Source organism: uncultured Aquimarina sp. (assembly GCF_947495315.1).
Classification (GTDB): domain Bacteria; phylum Bacteroidota; class Bacteroidia; order Flavobacteriales; family Flavobacteriaceae; genus Aquimarina.
Map to the genome: position 1 here is coordinate 117,946 of NZ_CANLYD010000011.1, position 21,975 is coordinate 139,920.

Sequence of the window (21,975 nt, forward strand, 5' to 3'; positions counted from 1 at the left end):
TTTTGGATGCTTAACATTCATTTAACTAATGATTACACAAATCAAGGGGCGACTTGTAGAAAAAAATCCTACCGATGTAATAATAGATTGTAATGGAGTGGGATATATTCTTCATATTTCATTACATACTTTTTCTTTATTATCAGATAAGGAAGTAATACAGCTATATACACATTTACAAGTAAAAGAAGATTCGCATACATTGTTTGGTTTTGCAGAGAAATCAGAAAGAGAGATTTTTAGACTTTTGATTTCGGTTTCAGGAATCGGTGCCAGTACCGCTAGAACAATGCTATCTTCATTGCATCCTGATCAGATTAAAGAAGCAATAGCATCAAATGATGTAGCAACGATACAATCGATCAAAGGTATTGGTGCAAAAACTGCACAACGTTTGATTATCGATTTAAAAGATAAAATTCTTAAAGTTTATAATATTGATGAACTTTCTGTATCCCAAAACAATACTAACAAAGATGAAGCGTTATCTGCTTTAGAAACCCTTGGATTTAATAGAAAACAAGTAGAAAAGGTTGTTGACAAAATTCTAAAGGTTAGCCCAGCCGAAACAGTAGAAAATATTATTAAACAAGCACTAAAAAATTTATAAAAACATTGAGTTCATTACATTCCTTATATTTTAAATTTTTAAAAAGACTAGTTTGTTTAATCGTACTCTATGGAGGAGTGGTTTTTGGTCAGGAAAATGAAACAGTACGTGATTCTACCAGTACTACATATTCTCTAGGCGAGATTTCACTTCCTGACCCTAATAGTATAGTAGCAAAATATGAGTACGATCCAATTACTAATCGTTATATTTATCGTGAAATGTTGGGATCGTTTAATGTTAAATATCCCCTTTTTCTAACTCCTGAAGAATTTGAAGCCTTAGTAGAAGAAGAGCAGAGAAGAGATTATTTTAAGGAAAAAATAAGTGCTTTTAGTGGTAAAACAGAAGGGAGCGAAGAGAAACGTAAAAATCTTCTTCCTATTTTCTATGTAAATTCTAGCTTTTTCGAAACTATTTTTGGTGGAAACGAAATAGAAATAATCCCGCAAGGATCTGTAGAAATGGATTTAGGGATTTTATATACTAAACAAGATAACCCAGCTTTCTCTCCTAGGAACCGAAGTAATTTTACGTTTGATTTTGATCAAAGGATAAGTTTGAGTTTATTAGGGAAAGTTGGTAAAAGGCTTCAGATAACAGCCAATTATGATACCGAGTCTACATTTGATTTCCAGAATCAGATAAAATTAGAGTATACACCGACTGAAGATGATATCATAAGAAGTATAGAAATTGGTAATGTTACAATGCCAATAAATAATTCTTTAATTCAGGGGTCACAAAGTCTTTTTGGTGCAAAATTAGGATTGCAGTTTGGTAGAACTAGCGTTACCGCAGTGTATTCTGAACAACGATCAGAAACAAGATCTGTAAATGTAGAAGGAGGAGGAACCGTTGAAGATTTTGAAATTGATGCTTGGCAATACGATGATAATAGACACTATTTTTTATCTCATTTTTTTAGAGATACTTATGATACTGCCCTTACAAATTACCCTTTTATAAACAACAATATACAGATTACACGTATTGAGGTTTGGGTAACTAACAGAGCTACTAGTGCACAGACACTAACGGACGCTAGAAATATTGTAGCGCTGCAAGATCTTGGTGAATCTCCAATTGCAGGAAATTTTACAATACCTACTTCCTTATTTAATCGACCGGCAGGTTCTTTTCCTGATAACGGTAATAATGATTTAGATCCTTCCGCTATTGGCGGTACTGGTTCAATTTCTAATGCTGTGCGTCAGATATCTACTGTTCAACAAAGTTTTACTGGAGCTATTGCAGGTTTTAGAGAAGGAGAGGATTATGCGGTTTTAGAAAATGCCCGACAATTAAATCAAAATGAATATACACTAAATACGCAATTAGGGTATATATCTTTAAATCAAAAGCTGAATAATGATGAAGTTTTAGCAGTGGCTTTTCAATATACCGAAGGTGGTGATGTGTTTCAGGTTGGAGAATTTGCAAATGATGGTGTAGATGCTACTATAGGAGATAATTCTGATGGAGATGTTCAATCAGGATCTAGTAATAGCTTAGTGGTAAAAATGCTTAAAAGTCCAATATTTAGAGTTGATCTTCCAATATGGGATTTGATGATGAAAAACATCTATAGTACAGGAGCTTTTAGATTAGATTCCCAAGATTTTAGATTAAATATAGTATATGCAAATCCTTCTCCTGTTAATTATATTACTCAGGCAGAGGGTTCTACTACGCCATTGCCAGATGATGTAGAACAAACCAGATTGCTAACAGTTTTCAATATGGATCGATTAAACCCTAATAATGATCCAGTACAGGGAGCAGATGGCGCTGGAGATGGTTTTTTTGATTACGTTCCAGGATTGACAATCGATCCAGAAAATGGAAGGATTATTTTTACAACTGTAGAGCCTTTTGGGCAGCATCTTTTTAATAAGTTGGACAATGATGGGATTACAAACCCTGATGGTTATAACGACCCGTTAACTTATAATGACAATCAAAGTAGGTATGTTTTTAGAGAACTGTATACAGAAACCAAAATAATTGCAGAACAGCAAGGAGCGGATAATAAATATTTTCAGTTAAAAGGACGATACAAGTCTTCTGGACAGGATGGAATTCCGTTAGGAGCTTTTAATGTGCCCCAAGGATCGGTAACGGTTACTGCGGGTGGGAGAACTTTACAAGAAGGTGTAGATTATACGGTGAACTATCAATTGGGAAGGGTTAATATTTTGGATGAAGCTTTATTGTCATCAAATACGCCTATTCAGGTTTCGACAGAGAATAATGCTGTATTTGGTCAACAGACTAAACGGTTTACAGGAATAAACGTTGAGCATAAGTTTAATGATGATTTCATTATAGGTGGTACCTACTTAAATCTTAACGAAAGACCAATAACACAAAAATCTAGTTATAATTTTGAACCTATCAACAATACGTTGCTAGGTTTTAATCTTAACTATTCCACAGAGGTGCCATTCCTTACTAGAATGGTAAACAAATTACCTAATATTGATACAGATGTTCCTTCTAATGTTTCGATTAGAGCAGAAGGTGCATATCTTATCGCGGGAGCGCCAAAAGGCGCAGATTTTGGAGGAGAGGTGACTACCTATATTGATGATTTTGAGGGCGCGCAGACGCAAATTGATGTAAGTTCTGCTTTATCCTGGGAACTCTCTAGTGTGCCTATTGGTTTTGACCCTCGTAGTAATGATGAGGTTCGTCCTGGTATTGAATCCGGATTCAGAAGAGCAGATTTGTCTTGGTATACGGTAGATCCAATATTTTATAGTAATAGTAGACCTAGTGGTGTCACTGATGAAGATGTGGAGTTTAATGCATCAAGGAGAGTTTTTATTGATGAGATTTTCCCTGATACAGATAGGCCGCCCGGTCAGACACTATCTCTGTTTCCTTTGGATTTGCATTATAGGCCTTCTGAACGGGGACCTTATAATTATAACCCTGGATATGATCCAAATGGTGATGTACCTGAGCCTCAACCCGAAAATAATTTCGGTGGAATAATGAGACAATTAACCTCTACTAATTTCGAACAATCTAATGTAGAGTTTATAGAGTTTTGGTTAATGGATCCTTTTTTTGATCCAGGAGGAGGAGAAAGTCCATTAACAGAAGCTACAGATGGAACCATAGTTTTTCATTTAGGAAATATTAGTGAAGATGTATTAAAAGATGGTAGAAAGCAATATGAAAATGGACTTCCAGCTGATGGTTCTGATGAGGATATATTAGAAACTGAGTATGGTGACGCAAGGGTTCCTGTGAACCAGTCCTTGATCTATGCCTTCGATACAGAAGGACAGGCAAGACTAAATCAGGATGTGGGTTATGACGGTTTGGATCGAGATGCAGAATTAGCTGATTTTTCTAATTTTGATAGTGAGGATCCCGCTAACGATGATTATACCTATTATCTTCAAGCTGAAGGAAATATAGTAGAGCGTTACAAGGATTATAATGGTACAGAGGGAAATTCTCCGACCAGCGTAGCTAATGATGATCGTGGTAATACCACTTTTCCTACTGCAGAGGATGTGAATCGTGATAATACTATGAACACGATTGATAGCTATTATGAATATGAAATTCCTATTTTCCCAAATATGGATGTTGGCGATGACCGGGGAACGGGATATATTACGGATGTACGGGAGGATGTTAGAACTGTGCTTAATGGGCAAACTCACGGATATAGATGGGTTCGTTTTAAAGTTCCTATATATGAACCTACGGGCTTGCAAAATATAGGAGAAAATGATTTCAGATCTATCCGTTTTATGAGAATGGTGGTAACTGATTTTGATCAGCAAGCTATTTTAAGGTTTGCTACATTGGATTTAGTAAGAGGAGATTATAGAAGATATGTGCAAGCAGGTAATACAACAAATGATCCAACCAGTGGATTGAATATTAATGGTGATGAAGTGATTGTTACATCTGTCAGTAGTGAAGAGACACCCAACTATGTAACTCCTCCAGGAGTGCAAAGAGAAGAACTGATTAACAATAATACAACAATCAGAGAAGATGAAAGGTCACTAGCTTTAACCGTTAATGATCTTGAAACTAATGATTCACGAGGTGTGTATAAAAGTTTTAATGTTGATATGCGTCAATATGAAAACCTTGAAATGTTCTTACATGCAGAAAACCTTCCTGGGCAATCAACATTAGTAGATGATGAATTGGTTGCTTTTATAAGAATGGGGAACGATTTTACAAATAATTTTTATCAGATAGAACTGCCATTAAAAGTCTCTGATCTAAATAGTAGGAATCCTGATGAAGTTTGGCCAGAGCCTAATAGACTAAACCTTCCTTTAGAATTTCTTCAAGAAGTAAAAGCTACCGTAATAGGGGATGCTTCTTTGAATAATTCAGAGCTTAACTTTTTTGACGGACCTAACAACCTAAGAGTTGGTATGAAGGGTAATCCTAATTTTGGGGATGTGCAGATTATGATGGTTGGGATCAAGAATATTAGTAGTTCAAATGAATCTGGTACGGTTTGGTTTAATGAGATGCGTTTGAGTGATCTTAAAAATCAGGGCGGTTGGGCTGCTGTTGGAAGTATGGATGCTAATATTGCCGATTTTGCTACAGTAAGTGCTTCTGGGAGAATAAGTACTATAGGTTTTGGTGGAATAGAACAAGGACCAAATGAGCGTAGTATTGAGGATACTAAACAATACGATCTTACTACAAATGTGAATTTGGGACAACTATTACCTAAGAAATGGGGACTACAGGTTCCATTTAATTATACCAGAGGAGAGGAGTTAATCACGCCGCAGTATGACCCGGAGTTTTTGGATATTGAATTGCAAGATAGATTAGATCGTGAAACGGACGCTGATGAAAAAGATAGAATTCTAAAGCAGTCAACTGATTATACGAAACGACAAAGTTTTAATGTTATAGGACTCCGGAAAGATAGGACAGGAGATAGTAAGCCAATGCCATATGATGTAGAAAACTTTGCTTTTTCAGGTACCTATAATCAAACGGATCATAGAGATTTTGAAATAGAGAAATCTTTGGATCAGAGTGTGCGTTTAGGAGGGACTTATGATTTTAGTTTTCAACCTAAAGAAGTTGAGCCTTTCAAAAAAGTAAAGCTTTTAGGAAAAAGCAAATACTTTGATCTAATAAAAGACTTTAATTTCAATCTGTTACCTACAAGTATTTCTGTAAATTCTAATATTACAAGACAATTTAATGAGCAGGTTTTTAGGGATATTACATTAGGACCAGAAGACCTAAGGTTACCTTCACTTACACAACGTAATTTCTTGTTTGATTGGCAATATGGTATTAATTATAATTTAACGAAGTCTCTTAATTTTAGTTTTAACTCTGCTAATAATCGGATTGTTAAGAATTTTATTGATGACGATGGTTCTGTAGATAATTCTATAGGAATTTGGAGTGGTCTATTTGATGTGGGAGATCCTAACTTTCATAGCCAACAATTACAGGTAAACTATGAAATTCCTTTTAACAAGATTCCTTTGTTTAAATTTATGAGAGCAACGTATTCGTACTCGGCTGATTTTCAGTGGACCAAAGGAAGTGAAGCATTAAAAAACCTGGAAGGAATACCTGATTTAGGAAATACCATTCAGAATGCAAATGTGCATACTGTTAATGGTTCATTGGATATGAGTACTCTATATAAGTATGTAGGTTTGACTAAGAAAAAACCAGGAAGAAATAGAGCTAAGAAAAAGAAAACAGCGAAAGAGGGGGAAGGAAAAGAGGCATCCAAACCAGCTTTGGCCGATGCTAAAAAGAAGAGAACTAAAAAGAAATCCAGTAAACTTACAGTTGGTGATAAAGCATTAAATACAGTGATAGGTTTGGTTACCGCTGTAAAGAAAGTAAATATTAATTACCAACAAGATAATGGGATTTTCTTGCCAGGATACTTACGAGAACCAGGATTTGTGGGGACATTAAAACCTACCGTCGGTTTTACCTTTGGTAGTCAGTCAGAAATAAGAGATTTAGCAGCAAGAAATGGATGGCTAACCTTGTACGATGAATTTAATCAACAGTATAGAGAAGTAGAAGGAAGACAACTTAATATACAGGCTTCTGTAGATTTACTAAGAGATCTTAAAATTGATGTTAGTGCTAATAGAAATTATTCCGAAACGTATACAGAGAATTATATTGTAGATGTAAATAATGATTTAGAATATCAATCATTAACACCGAATACCTTTGGTAATTATACAATATCTACCTTATTGATTAAAACAGCATTTAAGAAAAGTGATGAGTTTAACTCTGAAACTTTTGATCAGTTTAGAGAAAATAGATTGGTGATTGCAAGACGTTTGGCATCAGAAAGAGGTGTTACGGAGGATTCAGATGGTGATGGATTTCCTAATGGATATGGAAGGACAAATCAAGCAGTACTCTTACCGGCTTTTCTTGCTGCGTATACAGGTGCGGATGCAGAAAGTGTTCAGAAAGGAGCTTTTAGAGATACTCCGCTCCCAAATTGGGATATTAAATATACAGGTTTAATGAATTTGAAATGGTTCAAGAAACGATTTAAAAGGTTTTCCATGGCCCATGGATACCGTGCGAATTATACCATCAATCAATTTAGAGCAAATCTTGAGTATAATCCAAATAATCCAGATGAATTAGATCAGGGAGATAATTTCAAAAACCCTGAATTATATGCCAACATAAATCTTACAGAGCAATTTAGTCCATTGATACGATTGGATATGGAGATGAAGAATTCAATTAAGATTCTGGCAGAATGGAAAAAAGATAGAGCATTGTCGTTAAGTTTTGATAATAATTTACTTACAGAAATTCAAGGAAATGAATATATCATAGGTCTTGGATATAGACTTCAGGATTTGACATTTGTGACCAGAATTGCCGGTAAAAAGACCACTTTAAAGAGTGATCTTAATTTTAGAGCGGATTTATCACTTCGTCAAAATGAAACCATTATAAGGTATCTGGATATTGATAATACTCAAGTTACTGCAGGACAAGATATTTATGGGATTAAGTTTACTACAGATTATGCCTTAAGTAAAAATTTAACTGCATTACTGTTTTATGATCATACATTTTCTAAATATTCGATCTCCACAGCTTTCCCACAGACTACAATTCGTGGTGGTTTCACGCTAAGATATAATTTCGGAAATTAATAATCTTTCTGTAAGGGATACTAGTAGTAATTTTGATAGGGGTTTTATAAGTGAAACTAGTCAATAATTAATTTTTAATAATTTTTGATATAGTTTTTCCAAAATCTGATAAAATAGATTTATTTTCGTCTTCTAAATAATAACAATTTATAAATACTTTTTCGGATGAATATTCCTTCAGATTTAAAATACACAAAGGACCACGAGTGGATCAAAATTGACGGAGACTTAGCAACAGTGGGAATCACTGATTTTGCGCAAAGTGAGTTAGGTGATATCGTTTATGTAGAAGTTGAAACCGTTGGTGAAGAGCTAGAACAAGAAGAGGTTTTTGGTACTGTAGAGGCGGTAAAAACAGTTTCAGATTTGTTTCTTCCTTTAACTGGAGAAATTGCAGAATTTAATGAAACTTTGGAGAGTGATCCGGAACTAGTTAATAGTGATCCATATGGAGATGGATGGATGGTGAAAATTAAGATAGCCGATGCGTCTCAAATTGATGATCTTTTATCCGCAGATGCTTATAAAGAGCTTATTGGTGCATAAATATTTGCTCTTGCTAATATTCGTCTACACTAGCTTGATTGGATGGTTGTCGTTGGCTAAAGTGTTTATTCCTGTAAATATTAGTATAGAAGGAAGTGATAAGATAGGACATTTGTTAGCATATTTTGTTTTTACAATTGTTTGGTTTTTATTTTTCTTTTATTCTGAAAAACTACACAAAAAATTTTCTCAAAGTTTAATCTGGGCATCCATTTTAAGTTTTTTATTTGGGATTTTGATGGAATTGCTTCAGGCAGTACTAACGAGTTATCGAAGCCCGGAATGGAATGACGTACTAGCGAATACTAGTGGCATTATTTTTGCATTAATTATTTTGAAAACACTTAAAAATAAGCTAGTTAACTTAAGAATAAAATAGAGTTGATTAGTATAGAGTATTCGATTAGTTGTGGGTGATCACAGTATAATTCGTATCTGCTAAAAGTTAAAAATTGTATTTTTTGTTTTACATTTTTACTATTAGTTGGAAAATACCAAAGAAATTAGCTATTTTAGCAATCATATAATAACATTGTAATATGGAACCGAAGAAAAATCCGAAAGCAGATTTGACCAAAAAGAGTGCCTTGTTTTTACAACTAGGACTAATTTTAGTTTTGTTTGTTACATGGCAAAGTATAGAGTGGAAAACCTATGACAGAAGTAATATCGATATAGGTCAGGTTAATCTTGATGAATTAGAGGAAGAAGAAGTTCCTATTACTCAGAACTTAAATACACCACCACCTCCACCACCTCCACCACCAGCGCCAGAAATTATTGACGTTGTAGAGGATGAAGAGGAAGTAGAGGAAACAATTATAGAATCTACTGAAACTAATCAGGAGGAAGAAATTGTTGAGGTAGAAGAAGTAGAAGATGTAGAAGAAGAGGAAGAAATTGCTGATGTACCTTTTGCAGTAATCGAAAATGTTCCTGTTTTTCCAGGATGTGAAAAAGAATCAGGGAATGCAGCTAAAAAGAAGTGTATGAGTGATAAGGTTAAAAAGTTTGTTAACCGTAAATTTAATACAGAATTAGGAAGTGAGTTAGGTCTTTCTGGAGTGAATAGAATATATGTTCGTTTTAAGATTGATAGAAGTGGAAATATTGTTGGAGTTCAGGCTAGAGGTCCACACCCAAGATTAGAGAAGGAAGCGCAGAGAGTAGTAAAAATGCTTCCTAAAATGACTCCAGGTAAACAAAGAGGAAAAGCAGTAGGTGTACTGTATTCTCTGCCTATTGTTTTCCAGGTTCAGGATTAAAAAAACTTTTTATATATAGTGAATCCCTTTTGTTGTAAAAAAGCAAAGGGGATTCTTTTTTTTTTTTTTTTTTTGGTATGCTTGTTGTGTTTAGGATTAACTGTAACGTTAAAACTAAATGATATGAGTAACAAGCATGATGCTAATGTGCGAAAAGGCACATTGGTAAACTTTCAGATTGGGCTTATAGCAAGTCTATTATTTACCTATGTGATGTTTGAAGTGTATACTTCAGAAACAATTGACAAAAGACCAAAGAAGGAATTTGTCGTCGAAAACGAACCTTTCATTTGGAATGAACAATTTGCGGTCTATCAGGAACCTGAACAAAAAGTGGTTGCGCAAAAGAGACCTGAACCAATTCCAGACCCTACAGAATTTGAAGTAGTTGAAGATGATAAGGCTATTGATGATCTAACAGAAGAGTTTAAAAGTGAAGAGCCACCAGTGGAGTCGACTCCATTTAATCCAGATGCAATTGTAGACAAAGAAGAAGAGGAGATTCCTGCGAATGTACCATTTTCCGTAGTAGAGGATGTGCCGATTTTTCCTGGTTGTGAACGCTTAAAAACCAATAAAGAAAGAGCGGCTTGCTTTTCTGAGAAGATTAGTAAAATCATTTCTAGGAAATTTAATACGGATATAGGAAGTGATTATGGTTTAAGTGGTGTTCAAAGAATATATGCATTGTTTGATGTCGCTGCAGATGGAACTGTTCAGAATATACAGGTTAGAGCTCCGCATCCTAAGCTTAAAAAAGAAGCAGAAAGAGTGATTGGTTTGTTTCCTACAATGACTCCAGGAAAACAACGTAAAACACCTGTAACGGTAAAGTACCAATTACCAATTGTGTTTAAAGTTCAGGATTAAATAGAAGTCATTTTAAAATATCAGAATCCCGTTACGATAATCGTATACGGGATTCCTTTTTGGTATGCTTGTTGATTCAGATTTTAATTGTAACGTTAAAACTAAATAGTATGAGTAACAAGCATGATGCTAATGTACGAAAAAGTACATTGGTAAACTTTCAGATTGGGCTTATTGCAAGCCTTTTATTCGCCTTTGTGATGTTCGAGATGTATACTTCTGTTTCAGTGGTTAAACCTCCAGATATTGGTTCTAAGACGATTGATAAGACTATTTTTACCCTAGATGTTTTTAAGGTTGAAAAAGAGCCTAAGAAAGAAGTAGTTGTTAAAGCCAAAAAGGTTAAAGAGCCCGATTGGACAAAGCCAAAAGTAGTTGATAACAATGCAGTTTTGAAAAACCTTAAAAAAGAATTGGCTACAATTGGTGATAAAACCATATCTAAAGCGCCACCGGTTGATTCTATAATTGATGTAGGTATTGATGAAAAAATTGTTTATTCTATTGATAAGGTGGCTATAGCTCCTATTTATCCAGGTTGTGAAAAGTATAGCAGTAATGATGAGAGAATCGCTTGCTTTTCGAGTAAAATCCGAAGATTGGTTTCTAATAAATTCAATGCTGGTCTAGGAGAAGAATATGGTCTTAAAGGATTGCAACGAATCGATGTTCAATTTCAGGTGGATACCGATGGAGTTATTAAAGAAGTTAAGGTTAGAGCCCCACATCCAGCTTTAGAAAAAGAAGCTAGAAGGGTTGTTAAAAAATTCTCCAGTATGGAACCTGGAAAAATTGGAAATGAACCAGTAAAAGTAAATTACATTCTACCAATTACTTTCAAGGTTCTTGATTAAGTGATAAGGCTCAGCTAATTTTAGCTGGGTTTTTACTTTGATAACTATTGTGTGTTTCATCAGCTAAAATTGTGGCGAAACTATGCTTAAACCTATTTATTTAGCTAAAACAGTTGTTAAAAGGTGAATTATAAATAGTTATAAGTTGTCTAAAATGCTTTTAACGCATATCTTTGCACAACTTTTTAAAAAAGCTATTTAGTTAACGTGCAAAATTTGAGTATAACCCAAGTCGATACTGTCAAAGTTTCTGTGATTCAGGATTTTAAAGAGATCACAAAAATGCGATTGGCATTAAGTGTAGTTTTTTCATCCGTGGCCGGTTATTTGTTAGGAGTTGACACCATTTCTTGGAGTACACTGGTGCTTTTGTCAATTGGAGGGTATTTTATGGTTGGAGCATCTAATGCGTTTAATCAGATTATAGAACGCGATCTGGATATTTTGATGGATCGTACCAAAGATAGGCCTATTCCATCAGGTAGGATGTCTGTGAATACCGCTTTTGCAATTGCTGCTATTTTTACTGTTTTAGGGATTTCTGTGTTGTATTTCATTAATCCAAAGACAGCCATGTTTGGGGCGATTTCAATTTTCATATATGTTAGTTTATATACTCCATTAAAGACTAAAACTCCTTTGTCAGTTTTCGTTGGAGCTATTCCCGGAGCAATACCTTTTATGTTAGGATGGGTAGCAGCAACCAATGATTTTGGTATCGAACCTGGTACTTTGTTTATGATTCAGTTTTTCTGGCAGTTTCCACATTTTTGGGCAATAGGTTGGTTTTTGTTTGATGATTATAAAAAAGGAGGTTTCTTTATGTTGCCTACTGGTAAAAGAGACAAAGGGACAGCAAATCAAGTGGTTATTTACACTTTATGGACAGTGATAACATCATTAGTACCAGTTTTTGGTGTTACTGGCAAATTATATATTACTCCGGTTTCCGGAATTTTAATTTTAATACTTGGCGGATTTTTATTTAGGTATGCAATTCGCTTGTATAAAGTAAGAGATGCTAAGACTGCAAAACAATTGATGCTGGCAAGTGTGTCTTATATTACATTGCTACAAATTATTTATGTAGCAGATAAATTTATTCGTGCATGGATTTAACGCAAGGAACAACAATCGAAAAACAGAAAAGAGCAAAAAAAACCATGATGTGGTTTGCTATGGTGAGTATGACCATGACATTTGCAGGTCTTACAAGTGCTTACGTAGTAAGTAAAACCAGAGAAGATTGGTTAACTGATCTTGTTTTTCCAGATGCTTTCATAACTAGTGTGTTAATTATTATTGCTAGTAGTGTTGCTTTTTATTTTGTTAAAAATGCAATCGAAAAAGGAAATCGAAGCTTAGCAACTATTCTGTTGTTAACGACTTTGAGTCTTGGAATCTTGTTTGTGTTTATGCAATTTCAGGGGTTTGAGGATATCATGTCACAGGGATATTATTTTACAGGACCATCTGCTAATATTGTCCCAACTTTTTTATATATCATTGTAGTATTGCATATAGTTCACGTAATTGTTGGGCTGATAGTGCTTTTAGTCGTAATTTATAATCATTTTAAACAAAAGTATAAAAGAGGGCAAACCCTTGGTTTAGAACTGGGTGCTATGTATTGGCATTTCGTAGATGTTTTGTGGGTTTATCTCTTTTTATTTTTATATTTCGTTAGATAATAAAATTGATTACTTTTGTGGAAAATTTAACAATACCAAATTCTATATATGGAAACAACTGTTACTAACACAGGTACAGAAGGTAAAACTTGGGGTGGAGGTAATCAACCACTCAAGGTGAGTTATGGTAAGATGATGATGTGGTTTTTTATCCTGTCTGATGCACTTACATTCTCTGGGTTTCTTGCTGCTTACGGTTTTTCGAGATTTAAGTTTATTGATTCGTGGCCAATAGCGGATGAAGTGTTTAATCACTTTCCGTTTCTTCATGGAGTAGATGCACCAATGTATTATGTAGCATTGATGACGTTTATATTGATATTTTCTTCTGTAACTATGGTGCTAGCGGTAGATGCAGGTCATCATATGAAACAAAAGAAAGTGATTCTTTATATGTTTCTTACCATTATTGGAGGGGCAATATTTGTTGGTTCTCAAGCATGGGAGTGGAAAAACTTTATCAAAGGAGAATATGGTGCAGTAGAAACAAAAGGTGGTCAAATACTGCAGTTCGTAGATAATGAAGGACACAGAGTTGCATTACATGACATTGCTATTATAGATAGCCATAAAGAAAGATCACAACACGAAAGTAAAACAGGAATTTGGTATGACTCAGAAGGTACGCTTCCGACATATACTGTTGAAGAAGTAAAAGCTGGTTTTTCTAAAAGAAGTGATCTTTTAATAAGAACCCAAATACTTACAGATAAAGGAGAAAAAATAATATTATCTAGGGAAGAATCATTACGAAGATTAAATACAGATGCTGTTGGTATAGTAGAAGGAGCTAACCTGGTTCACAACGAATATGGAACACCTTTGTTCGCTAATTTCTTCTTCTTTATAACTGGATTCCACGGATTCCACGTATTCTCTGGAGTTGTAATTAATGTTATCATATTCTTTAATGTGATATTAGGAACTTACGAAAGAAGAAAGAACTACGAAATGGTAGAAAAGGTAGGTCTTTACTGGCACTTTGTAGATTTAGTATGGGTATTTGTATTTACATTCTTCTACCTGGTTTAATAATAAAAAGAATTTAGAATAGATATTATGGCACACGATACAGCACATCATGAATCAAATACCAAGAGAATTTGGATGGTATTTATTTTACTATCGGTAGTTACGATAGTTGAGGTGATTCTAGGTATTATAAAACCTGCATTTTTGATAGAGACTACAGTAATTAGTATGAAATTGCTTAACTGGATCTTTATAATTCTTACGATATACAAGGCATACTATATTACTTGGGCTTTTATGCACATGGAAGGTGAGACAAAAGGATTAAGAAGAGCAGTAGTATGGACAGCAGTTTTTCTAATTTGTTATCTGATGTTTATACTATTGACCGAAGGTGATTATATATACGAAGTATTCAAGGCTGGACACAAAAGCTGGGACTTCTAATATTGCCTTTTTGGATAAGTTAAAAGCATAATAAAAGATAGTAAAAGACGGTTGTTTTCAACCGTCTTTTTTATTTTTGCAAATGAAATAAACCACTTTGTGGGAAGCCCACGAGGCATTGGTTGGAGAATAATTTTGATTTCGAGGAAAGCCTCGCAATATTTAAATCTCGATTATCGAGTAAAGTCTACGATTTAATGAAAAAATTTTTAGTTCTCGGAGTACTGTTTATACTGCCTATAGTAATGTATTTGTTTTTTGCTTCAGCGGTAGATAACTTTTCTAAACTTCCTGTATTAGAAGAATCCATAGGTAATGTTGATCACTTCGAAAGTCTAACAGGAGAACAGATTACTTTAAAAGATAAGATCACAGTATTAGGTTTTTTTGGAGAAGATATTCATAATAAAAAAGGGCACGCTTTTAATCTAAATCAAAAAATTTATAAAAAAAACTATGAGTTCCGAGATTTCCAATTCGTAATGATTTTACCATATGGAAGTGAAAATGCTGCTAAAGAACTCTTAGAAGAATTGGATGATATAGAAGATGTATCAGGATGGAAGTTCCTTTTTGGAACTCCGGAGGGCATTCAGAGTTTTTTTAAAGGTCTAAGAACTCCTTATACATTAGACCAAAGAAAAGCTACTAACTATGTGTTTATAATTGATAAAGATGGGAATCTAAGAGGTAGAGATGGTAATTTAGAGAAAAATGAAGAAAAGATATATGGTTATGATACTAGTTCGGTAGGGGATCTTAATAACATTATGGTAGATGACGTAAAGGTTATTTTGGCCGAATATCGTTTGGCACTGAAAAAATACAAAGCAGATCGTAAAGAAAAATAGAAAATGAAGAAGTATTCATACGTAGGTATATCATTTGTTATATTGATTTTTGGAATTATTTTTATTCCTAAAATTGTGAATAGAGTTAAGGATACTTCTATTGTGAAAAATGATAGAATGAGTGCCGACAATCCTGTGGCTAATGAAAAACTATCTTATATAAAAATCAATGGAAAACCTAGAAAAGTTCCTGAATTTGCATTTCTGAATCAAGATAGCTTATTAATTACGAATCATGATTATAAAGGAAAGGTATATATAGTTGATTTTTTCTTTACAAGTTGCCCTACTATTTGCCCTAAAATGACCAGTAATATGGTGTATTTGCAAAACAGACTTAAGAATTATGAGAATTTTGGAGTAGCTTCTTTTACAATTAATCCAAAACGTGACTCACCAAGCATACTTAAAAAATATGCAGAAAATTATGAGATTACTGATCCTGATTGGAATTTGCTAACTGGAGATCGAGAAGATTTATATGATCTGGCTAATGCTGGTTTTAATATCTATGCAGCAGAAAACCCTGAAGTTCCTGGTGGTTTTGAACACAATGGATACTTCGCCTTAATAGATCAGGAAGGGTATATTAGATCTCGCTATGATGCTTCGGGAAACCCAATTATATATTATAGAGGAACCATCGGGGTCGAAGAAGGAAAAGATGAAAATGACGAAGAAGAGCAAATCACAATCTTATTAGAGGATATCAAAAAACTATTAAAAGAAGATGAGTAATAGTATATCAGAGGTCGAGAAGAAATACAATAAATGGATTATCATTTTATCAATAGTTATACCACTGGCGGTGGCTGCCTTATTTGGTGTAAACCTTCGTAGATTAGGCTTTGATGTAGAGCCTTTAACATTTTTACCTCCAATTTATGCAAGTATTAATGGATTGACCGCTGTTATTCTTTTAGCTGCATTTTGGGCAATTAAAAATAAGAAGGTGAAGCTACATGAAAAGCTAATGAAGACTGCAATAGTGTGCTCCGTATTATTTTTGGTAATGTATGTCACTTATCATATGACGAGTGATTCTGCAAAGTTTGGAGGAGAAGGAATGATTCGATATATATATTATTTCATATTAATTACGCATATAGTATTATCGATCGTCGTGATTCCATTTGTTTTGGTAACCTATGTAAGAGCATTAGCAAAAAATTTTGACGGACATCGAAAAATTGCAAAAATCACATTTCCTCTATGGTTATATGTAGCGATAACTGGTGTAGTAGTATACGTAATGATAGCTCCATACTATAGTTAATACTAAAAACTTAATTTCTCATTCTAATGTAGGCAGGACCAAAATGAAAACAAAAATACTTTACATATCAATTTTATTTTTGCTCTTCACAATTTCTGTAGATGCACAATGCGCTATGTGTCGTGCTGTTTTAGAAAGTGAAGAAGGCCAGCAAACTGCCAGAGGGATTAATAATGGAATTGTATATTTAATGATTATCCCATACGTTCTTATTGGTGTTATAGGGTACGTTATGTATAGGAATAAAAAGAAAGCCAAATAGGGTTGAGAAAAGACAGTGAATAGTGGTATGTTTTTTGTTCCTTACCTATTTCGATTTTAAAAATGGGTTTGCATATGATAAAAAATATACTTTTAGCTATTGGGTTGTTAATGTTTACGTTTGGATTTGGCCAGATTCCTACCCTCGCTATTCATAAAGATGATAAAAAGACCAATTTACCGATACATAAACTATCAATTCAGATAGATGTAGTAGGTAATATTTCCAGAACCACATTCGATATCACATTTTATAACCCTTATGAAAAAGTTTTGGAAGGAGATTTTTCATTTCCTCTTAATGAAGGACAAGATGTTTGTAGGTATGCTTTAGATGTTGATGGGGATCTTCGAGAAGGAGTAGTTATTGAAAAGATCAAAGCCAGACAAGTGTATGAAGCAGTGGTTCGTCAGAATATAGACCCTGGGATTTTGTCTAAAACCAAAGGTAATTTTTATAAAACCAGGATATATCCGATTCCAGAAAAGGGGTATAAAAGAGTACTCTTTGCTGTAGAACATATACTTCCAATAATAGGTAATGAGTTACACTATTTGCTACCTATGACTATGACAGAGGAAGTAGGAACATTTTCTTTGGAAGTGAATGTGATAAAAAGTGAGAAAAAACCAATATTACAATCAGAAGACTATCCACAATTTGCTTTTGACAATATTTCTGAAATTTATCAATTGAACTTCAATCGAGAAAAGTATCAGCCCGCAAAAGAATTGAATTTTAGAGTTCCGTTTTTTAACAAAGCTGATCAGTTTGTATATACAGAAATGTATGAAGGGCGAAATTATTTTTATACTAGTTTTAAGATTCCTGAATTTGAAACTAAACCTAAATTAGCCCCCAAAAATATCGCGATCTATTGGGATTGCTCTTTTTCTGGAGAAAAACGAAATATTGAACTAGAGCTTAGAGTTTTAAAGAAATATCTAGAAAAGCTTAAAGGAGAAAAAGAGGTTCGTGTTCATGCCTTTAATTATCAAGAAACTGGCGATAAGGAATTTAGAATTACAGATGATGCCTCTGTGTTAATTTCGTATTTGCAAAATATTCCCTCTGACGGCGCTACGAGATTAGAGAACTTAAATTTTGCTAGAGATTATGACGAAATTTTACTCTTTTCGGATGGGATTTCTACTATCGGAAATGAGAATATAATATTGCCAAAAACACCTATTTATACGTTTAGCTCTTCTCCTGGATCAAATTATAGTACTTTGAAGTATATAGCTTCAAAAACTAATGGAAAATACTTGAAGCTCGACGAAAAATCTATAGATCGTGCGTTAGGTAAATTGAACACCTCTAGTGTTCAGTATATGTCTTTCGATGTTGATCAAGAAGAATTTGAAGAGATTGTAGTTTCTTCAGATACTTATGAAAGAGGTAGTTTTACAATGGCTGGGATCTCCTTAGGACAGGATGCGGAGTTTACAGTTAATTTTGGAAACGAAAAAGGAACTGTATGGAGTAAAAAAGTCAAGGTAAGTACTAATAATACAGATCGAGCAATTATCCCAAGAGTTTGGGCTCGATTTAAGATAGGAGAGCTTGATATGCAGTATCAAAAAAATAAGCAAGCAATAACTAATTTAGGAAAAGAGCACGGAATTGTCACTCGCAATACTTCTTTTATTGTGTTGGATCGTATAGAAGATTATGTAACCCATGAAATAGTTCCTCCCAAGGAATTACAAAAAGAGTATTATAAACTACTGGAGCGAAAAGCGAAAAAGAAAACAGAAGACGATCGTGACATGCAAAAAAGGAATGTAAAGCAATTATCAATGTTAAAAGATTGGTATGAAACGATTATAACACCTAAAAGAGATATTGATAAAGCGATAAGAGCAGGAGAAGCTGCTGCGAATAGGAATATGTCAGCAGCAGAACGAAGAAGGATGGCGGAATTGGAAGAAACGCAAAGAGTGTTAGAAGGAGTGCATCATAGAATGGCGCCACCTACTCCTCCAGTGCTTGCTGATATAGTAGAAGATGATTTAGAAATAGAAGAAGTGGTAATAATTGAAGATGTAGCAACCGAAGAGTCTATTAGTGTAAATAAAAGGAGAAGATCTAGTAAAATTTCAGGGCCAAAAATTAAACTACTCGCATGGCAACCACAAGCTCCGTACCTTGATAGTTTAAGAGACGTTTCTCCTAGCAAAACGGTTTTGTTGTACCATCGGTTAAAAGAAGAGTATAAGCATACTCCTTCTTTCTATATCGAAGTAGCAGATTTCTTCTTTAAGAATAAAAATAAAAAACAAGCAGTTGTAGTATTGTCTAATCTATTAGAGCTTGATCTGGAAAACGCAGAACTTCTTAAGGTTGTTGCCAGAAGGCTGCTGGATGAGAACGAAAATGAATTAGCCATTGAAGTGTATAAGGAGATACTGGAACTTCGTCCAGAAGAACCTCAATCACATCGAGATCTAGCCCTTGCTTATGTTCAAAATAAAGAATTCCAGAAAGCTTTGAATCTGTTCAATCATATCTTAAATACAAAATGGGAACGATTTGGATCTATCAAAGAAGTTGTATTGAATGAGATGAATATGTTGATTAATCAGCATAAGGCAAATTTGGATATTTCTATAGTAAATAAGGAGCTTATCTATGAAATGCCTATAGATGTGCGTATTGTAGTAGATTGGAGTAGTAATGATAATGATATAGACTTATGGGTGATGGATCCTAAAGGTGAAAAGTGTTTCTATCAGAATAAGCGAACAGAAATAGGAGGAAAGATAAGTACTGACATTACTGCAGGATACGGCCCAGAAGAGTTTACGCTAAAGAAAGCGACAAGAGGATTTTATACTATATATGTAAATTATTTTAGTGAATCTCGTCAGAGTATTATAGGTCCTGTTACTGTATATGCAACAATGTATACCAACTACGGTAGAAAGTATCAGATAGCCAAACGAATAGCTATCCAGTTAGAAGACGGAAAAAAGACATTGCAAATCGGACAACTGGAGTTTTAGTGTTACTAAATCTTTAACATTTTCATAACATAATAAAGTGTAACGAAATTGGAGTAGGAGAAGTCTTATGATATAAGACGACACTAACCAATCCATATTTTTTCTAGGGCGGGAAACTAGAAAATTAATCTACTAATCTATCATTATTTAAAGTCAGTGAGTCTTAGTTAAAGGAAAACAGGTGTAATTTTATATCTGATAAATCTTAACCTTGTATTATGATTGAAATTAAAGACTTACATAAATCTTACCAAATGGGAAGCAATTCTCTTCACGTTCTTAAAGGAATTAATTTTAGTGTTAAAGAAGGAGAGTTAGTTGCGATTATGGGATCTTCGGGTTCTGGGAAATCTACATTACTAAATATTTTAGGAATGTTAGATGAGGCAGATACCGGAAGTTATTTTCTTGATCAAGTTCCTATTAAGGGATTAAATGAAACAAAGGCCGCGCAGTATCGTAATAAGTTCTTAGGTTTCGTTTTTCAATCTTTTAACCTAATTAATTACAAATCTGCATTAGAAAATGTTGCATTACCCTTGTATTATCAGAGGAAGAAAAGAAAAGAAAGAACTGAAAAGGCCATGGAATATTTAGGCAAAGTTAGCTTAGCAGAATGGGCAACACATTTACCTAGTGAACTTTCTGGAGGACAAAAGCAAAGAGTAGCAATCGCACGTGCATTAGCAGCCGATCCAAAGGTATTATTAGCAGATGAACCAACAGGAGCTTTGGATAGCAAAACTTCTTACGAAGTAATGGATATAATCCAAGGTATTAATGATGAAGGAAAAACAATATTAGTTGTAACTCACGAAGAAGATATTGCTAACATGTGTAAACGTATTGTACATCTCAAAGATGGTGTTATTGTAGAAGATAAGGCTGTAGAACAAGTAAGAGCATCGCAATATGTTTGATAGAGATAGATGGCAGGAAATTTTTGAGGCAATAGGTAAAAATAAGTTAAGAACTTTTTTATCAGGATTCACAGTTGCATTAGGAATATTAATTTTTACTATTTTATTGGGGTTAGGTAATGGTTTACTTAATAGTTTCCTTAGCAGTTTTGTGGATGATGCTCAGAATGTAATTTTTATTAGAGGGGGAAGAACTTCTAAAGCCTTTAAAGGATTCCAGGAAAATAGAAGAATTCAGTTTGAAAATGAAGATTTCGAATTTATAAATTCTAATTACATTGGTAAAGTGGAATATGCTACGCCAAGAATTTATCGTAACGGATTAGCTAAGTATGAGAAAGAATCGGGGAGTTATAGTATAAGAGCGGTTCATCCGGATCATCAATATCTAGAAAAAACGATCATGATGAAAGGGCGATATCTTAATGAAGCAGATATTGTAGAAAGAACAAAAAATATCGTTATTGGAAGGCTTATAGAAAAAGATCTTTTTAAAAATGAAAGCGCCCTTGGAAAAACTCTTGATGTAGATGGTATAGCTTATAAAATTGTTGGTGTATTTCAGGATAGTGGTGGCGATAATGAAGAACGAATACTCTATATGCCGTATAAAACAGTTCAGTTACTTTTCGGGAATAATGAAGATTTAGATCAAATCAATATATCCTATAATATGGCGATGGATACAGAGCAAGCTATTGCTTTTTCTAAGCAAATTGAAGAAGACTTTAAGAAAAAATTCAATGTATCGCCTGATGATCAAAGTGCAATAAGAGTTCGAAGTTTTGCAGAGGATATTAAGGAAACTATGGTAATTCTAGGCGGTATCTATGCGCTTATATTTGTTGTAGGAATAGGAACATTAATTTCAGGAGTGATTGGTATTGGAAATATTATGACTTTCAGTATAAAGGAAAGAACAAAAGAATTGGGTATTAGAAAAGCTTTAGGTGCGTCTCCTAGATCTATTGTAGCAATGGTGCTTCAAGAGTCGGTTTTGATTACGGCTGTAGCTGGATATTTAGGTCTGTTATTAGGTATGCTAATTTTGAAACTAATAGGTAATAACTTAGAAGATTTTTTTATTCTTAACCCAAAGGTAGATACAGGTGTTATCGTAGTAGCAACAATTACGTTAATACTTTCAGGATTGTTAGCTGGATATATTCCCGCGAGAAGAGCTGCAAAAATCAAACCGATCATTGCGCTTAGAGACGAATAA

General features: G+C 34.1%; 18 protein-coding genes. All 18 read left to right on the forward strand.

The window, feature by feature from the left end; genetic code table 11:
- The first annotated feature begins 28 nt into the window (after positions 1 to 28).
- The 18 genes from ruvA to Q0910_RS18530 all read left to right on the forward strand — a co-directional run bounded on the left by ruvA (position 29) and on the right by Q0910_RS18530 (position 21,975).
- A complete protein-coding gene (ruvA, locus tag Q0910_RS18445; protein ID WP_299219580.1) occupies positions 29 to 610 on the forward strand; it encodes a Holliday junction branch migration protein RuvA in 582 nt (193 codons plus the stop codon).
- A gap of 77 nt (positions 611 to 687) precedes the next feature.
- On the forward strand, positions 688 to 7,791 hold the full coding sequence (sprA, locus tag Q0910_RS18450) for a cell surface protein SprA (protein WP_299219864.1): 7,104 nt from the start codon (positions 688 to 690) through the stop codon (positions 7,789 to 7,791).
- 165 nt (positions 7,792 to 7,956) lie between these two features.
- Positions 7,957 to 8,337 carry a glycine cleavage system protein GcvH gene (gene gcvH / locus Q0910_RS18455; RefSeq protein ID WP_299219582.1) on the forward strand — a complete coding sequence of 127 codons (381 nt, stop codon included), beginning with the start codon at positions 7,957 to 7,959 and terminating at the stop codon, positions 8,335 to 8,337.
- A 10-nt stretch (positions 8,338 to 8,347) separates the two neighbouring features.
- On the forward strand, positions 8,348 to 8,716 hold the full coding sequence (locus Q0910_RS18460; RefSeq protein ID WP_299219585.1) for a VanZ family protein: 369 nt from the start codon (positions 8,348 to 8,350) through the stop codon (positions 8,714 to 8,716).
- A 160-nt stretch (positions 8,717 to 8,876) separates the two neighbouring features.
- A complete protein-coding gene (locus Q0910_RS18465) occupies positions 8,877 to 9,602 on the forward strand; it encodes an energy transducer TonB (RefSeq protein ID WP_298541679.1) in 726 nt (241 codons plus the stop codon).
- Between the two features lie 123 nt (positions 9,603 to 9,725).
- Positions 9,726 to 10,472, forward strand: coding sequence for an energy transducer TonB (locus Q0910_RS18470; RefSeq protein WP_299219590.1), 747 nt, complete (start codon positions 9,726 to 9,728; stop codon positions 10,470 to 10,472).
- A gap of 110 nt (positions 10,473 to 10,582) precedes the next feature.
- Positions 10,583 to 11,326: an energy transducer TonB gene (locus tag Q0910_RS18475; protein ID WP_299219592.1), complete on the forward strand. Its 744-nt coding sequence runs from the start codon at positions 10,583 to 10,585 to the stop codon at positions 11,324 to 11,326.
- Between the two features lie 216 nt (positions 11,327 to 11,542).
- Positions 11,543 to 12,445, forward strand: coding sequence for a heme o synthase (gene cyoE, locus Q0910_RS18480; RefSeq protein ID WP_299219595.1), 903 nt, complete (start codon positions 11,543 to 11,545; stop codon positions 12,443 to 12,445).
- Complete coding sequence (locus Q0910_RS18485; protein ID WP_299219598.1) at positions 12,436 to 13,017, forward strand: cytochrome c oxidase subunit 3; 582 nt, start codon at positions 12,436 to 12,438, stop codon at positions 13,015 to 13,017. The genes cyoE and Q0910_RS18485 overlap by 10 nt, the downstream gene beginning before the upstream one ends.
- Before the next feature lie 48 nt (positions 13,018 to 13,065).
- The gene (locus Q0910_RS18490) at positions 13,066 to 14,049 is read left to right on the forward strand and encodes a cytochrome c oxidase subunit 3 (protein WP_299219600.1); all 984 of its coding nucleotides are present in this window, start codon (positions 13,066 to 13,068) and stop codon (positions 14,047 to 14,049) included.
- 27 nt (positions 14,050 to 14,076) lie between these two features.
- Positions 14,077 to 14,436 (forward strand): cytochrome C oxidase subunit IV family protein, encoded by a 360-nt coding sequence (locus Q0910_RS18495; RefSeq protein ID WP_298541673.1) that lies wholly within the window; start codon positions 14,077 to 14,079, stop codon positions 14,434 to 14,436.
- Positions 14,437 to 14,633: 197 nt separating this feature from the next.
- Positions 14,634 to 15,287 carry a hypothetical protein gene (locus tag Q0910_RS18500; protein WP_299219603.1) on the forward strand — a complete coding sequence of 218 codons (654 nt, stop codon included), beginning with the start codon at positions 14,634 to 14,636 and terminating at the stop codon, positions 15,285 to 15,287.
- Between the two features lie 3 nt (positions 15,288 to 15,290).
- Positions 15,291 to 16,025 carry an SCO family protein gene (locus tag Q0910_RS18505; protein ID WP_299219606.1) on the forward strand — a complete coding sequence of 245 codons (735 nt, stop codon included), beginning with the start codon at positions 15,291 to 15,293 and terminating at the stop codon, positions 16,023 to 16,025.
- On the forward strand, positions 16,018 to 16,563 hold the full coding sequence (locus tag Q0910_RS18510) for a DUF420 domain-containing protein (RefSeq protein WP_299219609.1): 546 nt from the start codon (positions 16,018 to 16,020) through the stop codon (positions 16,561 to 16,563). Before Q0910_RS18505 ends, Q0910_RS18510 begins: the two co-directional genes overlap by 8 nt.
- A gap of 43 nt (positions 16,564 to 16,606) precedes the next feature.
- The gene (locus tag Q0910_RS18515) at positions 16,607 to 16,825 is read left to right on the forward strand and encodes a hypothetical protein (protein ID WP_299219612.1); all 219 of its coding nucleotides are present in this window, start codon (positions 16,607 to 16,609) and stop codon (positions 16,823 to 16,825) included.
- Between the two features lie 74 nt (positions 16,826 to 16,899).
- The gene (locus tag Q0910_RS18520) at positions 16,900 to 19,833 is read left to right on the forward strand and encodes a VIT domain-containing protein (RefSeq protein ID WP_299219615.1); all 2,934 of its coding nucleotides are present in this window, start codon (positions 16,900 to 16,902) and stop codon (positions 19,831 to 19,833) included.
- 218 nt (positions 19,834 to 20,051) lie between these two features.
- Positions 20,052 to 20,753: an ABC transporter ATP-binding protein gene (locus tag Q0910_RS18525; protein ID WP_299219617.1), complete on the forward strand. Its 702-nt coding sequence runs from the start codon at positions 20,052 to 20,054 to the stop codon at positions 20,751 to 20,753.
- On the forward strand, positions 20,746 to 21,975 hold the full coding sequence (locus Q0910_RS18530) for an ABC transporter permease (protein ID WP_299219620.1): 1,230 nt from the start codon (positions 20,746 to 20,748) through the stop codon (positions 21,973 to 21,975). Before Q0910_RS18525 ends, Q0910_RS18530 begins: the two co-directional genes overlap by 8 nt.

What these genes read in the sequence shown, in the direction of transcription:
- ruvA (WP_299219580.1), top strand. Translation starts at nt 29, where the DNA reads ATGATTACACAAATCAAGGGGCGACTTGTAGAAAAAAATCCTACCGAT.
- gcvH (WP_299219582.1), top strand. Translation starts at nt 7,957, where the DNA reads ATGAATATTCCTTCAGATTTAAAATACACAAAGGACCACGAGTGGATC.
- Q0910_RS18465 (WP_298541679.1), top strand. Translation starts at nt 8,877, where the DNA reads ATGGAACCGAAGAAAAATCCGAAAGCAGATTTGACCAAAAAGAGTGCC.
- Q0910_RS18470 (WP_299219590.1), top strand. Translation starts at nt 9,726, where the DNA reads ATGAGTAACAAGCATGATGCTAATGTGCGAAAAGGCACATTGGTAAAC.
- Q0910_RS18475 (WP_299219592.1), top strand. Translation starts at nt 10,583, where the DNA reads ATGAGTAACAAGCATGATGCTAATGTACGAAAAAGTACATTGGTAAAC.
- Q0910_RS18485 (WP_299219598.1), top strand. Translation starts at nt 12,436, where the DNA reads ATGGATTTAACGCAAGGAACAACAATCGAAAAACAGAAAAGAGCAAAA.
- Q0910_RS18490 (WP_299219600.1), top strand. Translation starts at nt 13,066, where the DNA reads ATGGAAACAACTGTTACTAACACAGGTACAGAAGGTAAAACTTGGGGT.
- Q0910_RS18495 (WP_298541673.1), top strand. Translation starts at nt 14,077, where the DNA reads ATGGCACACGATACAGCACATCATGAATCAAATACCAAGAGAATTTGG.
- Q0910_RS18500 (WP_299219603.1), top strand. Translation starts at nt 14,634, where the DNA reads ATGAAAAAATTTTTAGTTCTCGGAGTACTGTTTATACTGCCTATAGTA.
- Q0910_RS18505 (WP_299219606.1), top strand. Translation starts at nt 15,291, where the DNA reads ATGAAGAAGTATTCATACGTAGGTATATCATTTGTTATATTGATTTTT.
- Q0910_RS18510 (WP_299219609.1), top strand. Translation starts at nt 16,018, where the DNA reads ATGAGTAATAGTATATCAGAGGTCGAGAAGAAATACAATAAATGGATT.
- Q0910_RS18515 (WP_299219612.1), top strand. Translation starts at nt 16,607, where the DNA reads ATGAAAACAAAAATACTTTACATATCAATTTTATTTTTGCTCTTCACA.
- Q0910_RS18520 (WP_299219615.1), top strand. Translation starts at nt 16,900, where the DNA reads ATGATAAAAAATATACTTTTAGCTATTGGGTTGTTAATGTTTACGTTT.
- Q0910_RS18525 (WP_299219617.1), top strand. Translation starts at nt 20,052, where the DNA reads ATGATTGAAATTAAAGACTTACATAAATCTTACCAAATGGGAAGCAAT.
- Q0910_RS18530 (WP_299219620.1), top strand. Translation starts at nt 20,746, where the DNA reads ATGTTTGATAGAGATAGATGGCAGGAAATTTTTGAGGCAATAGGTAAA.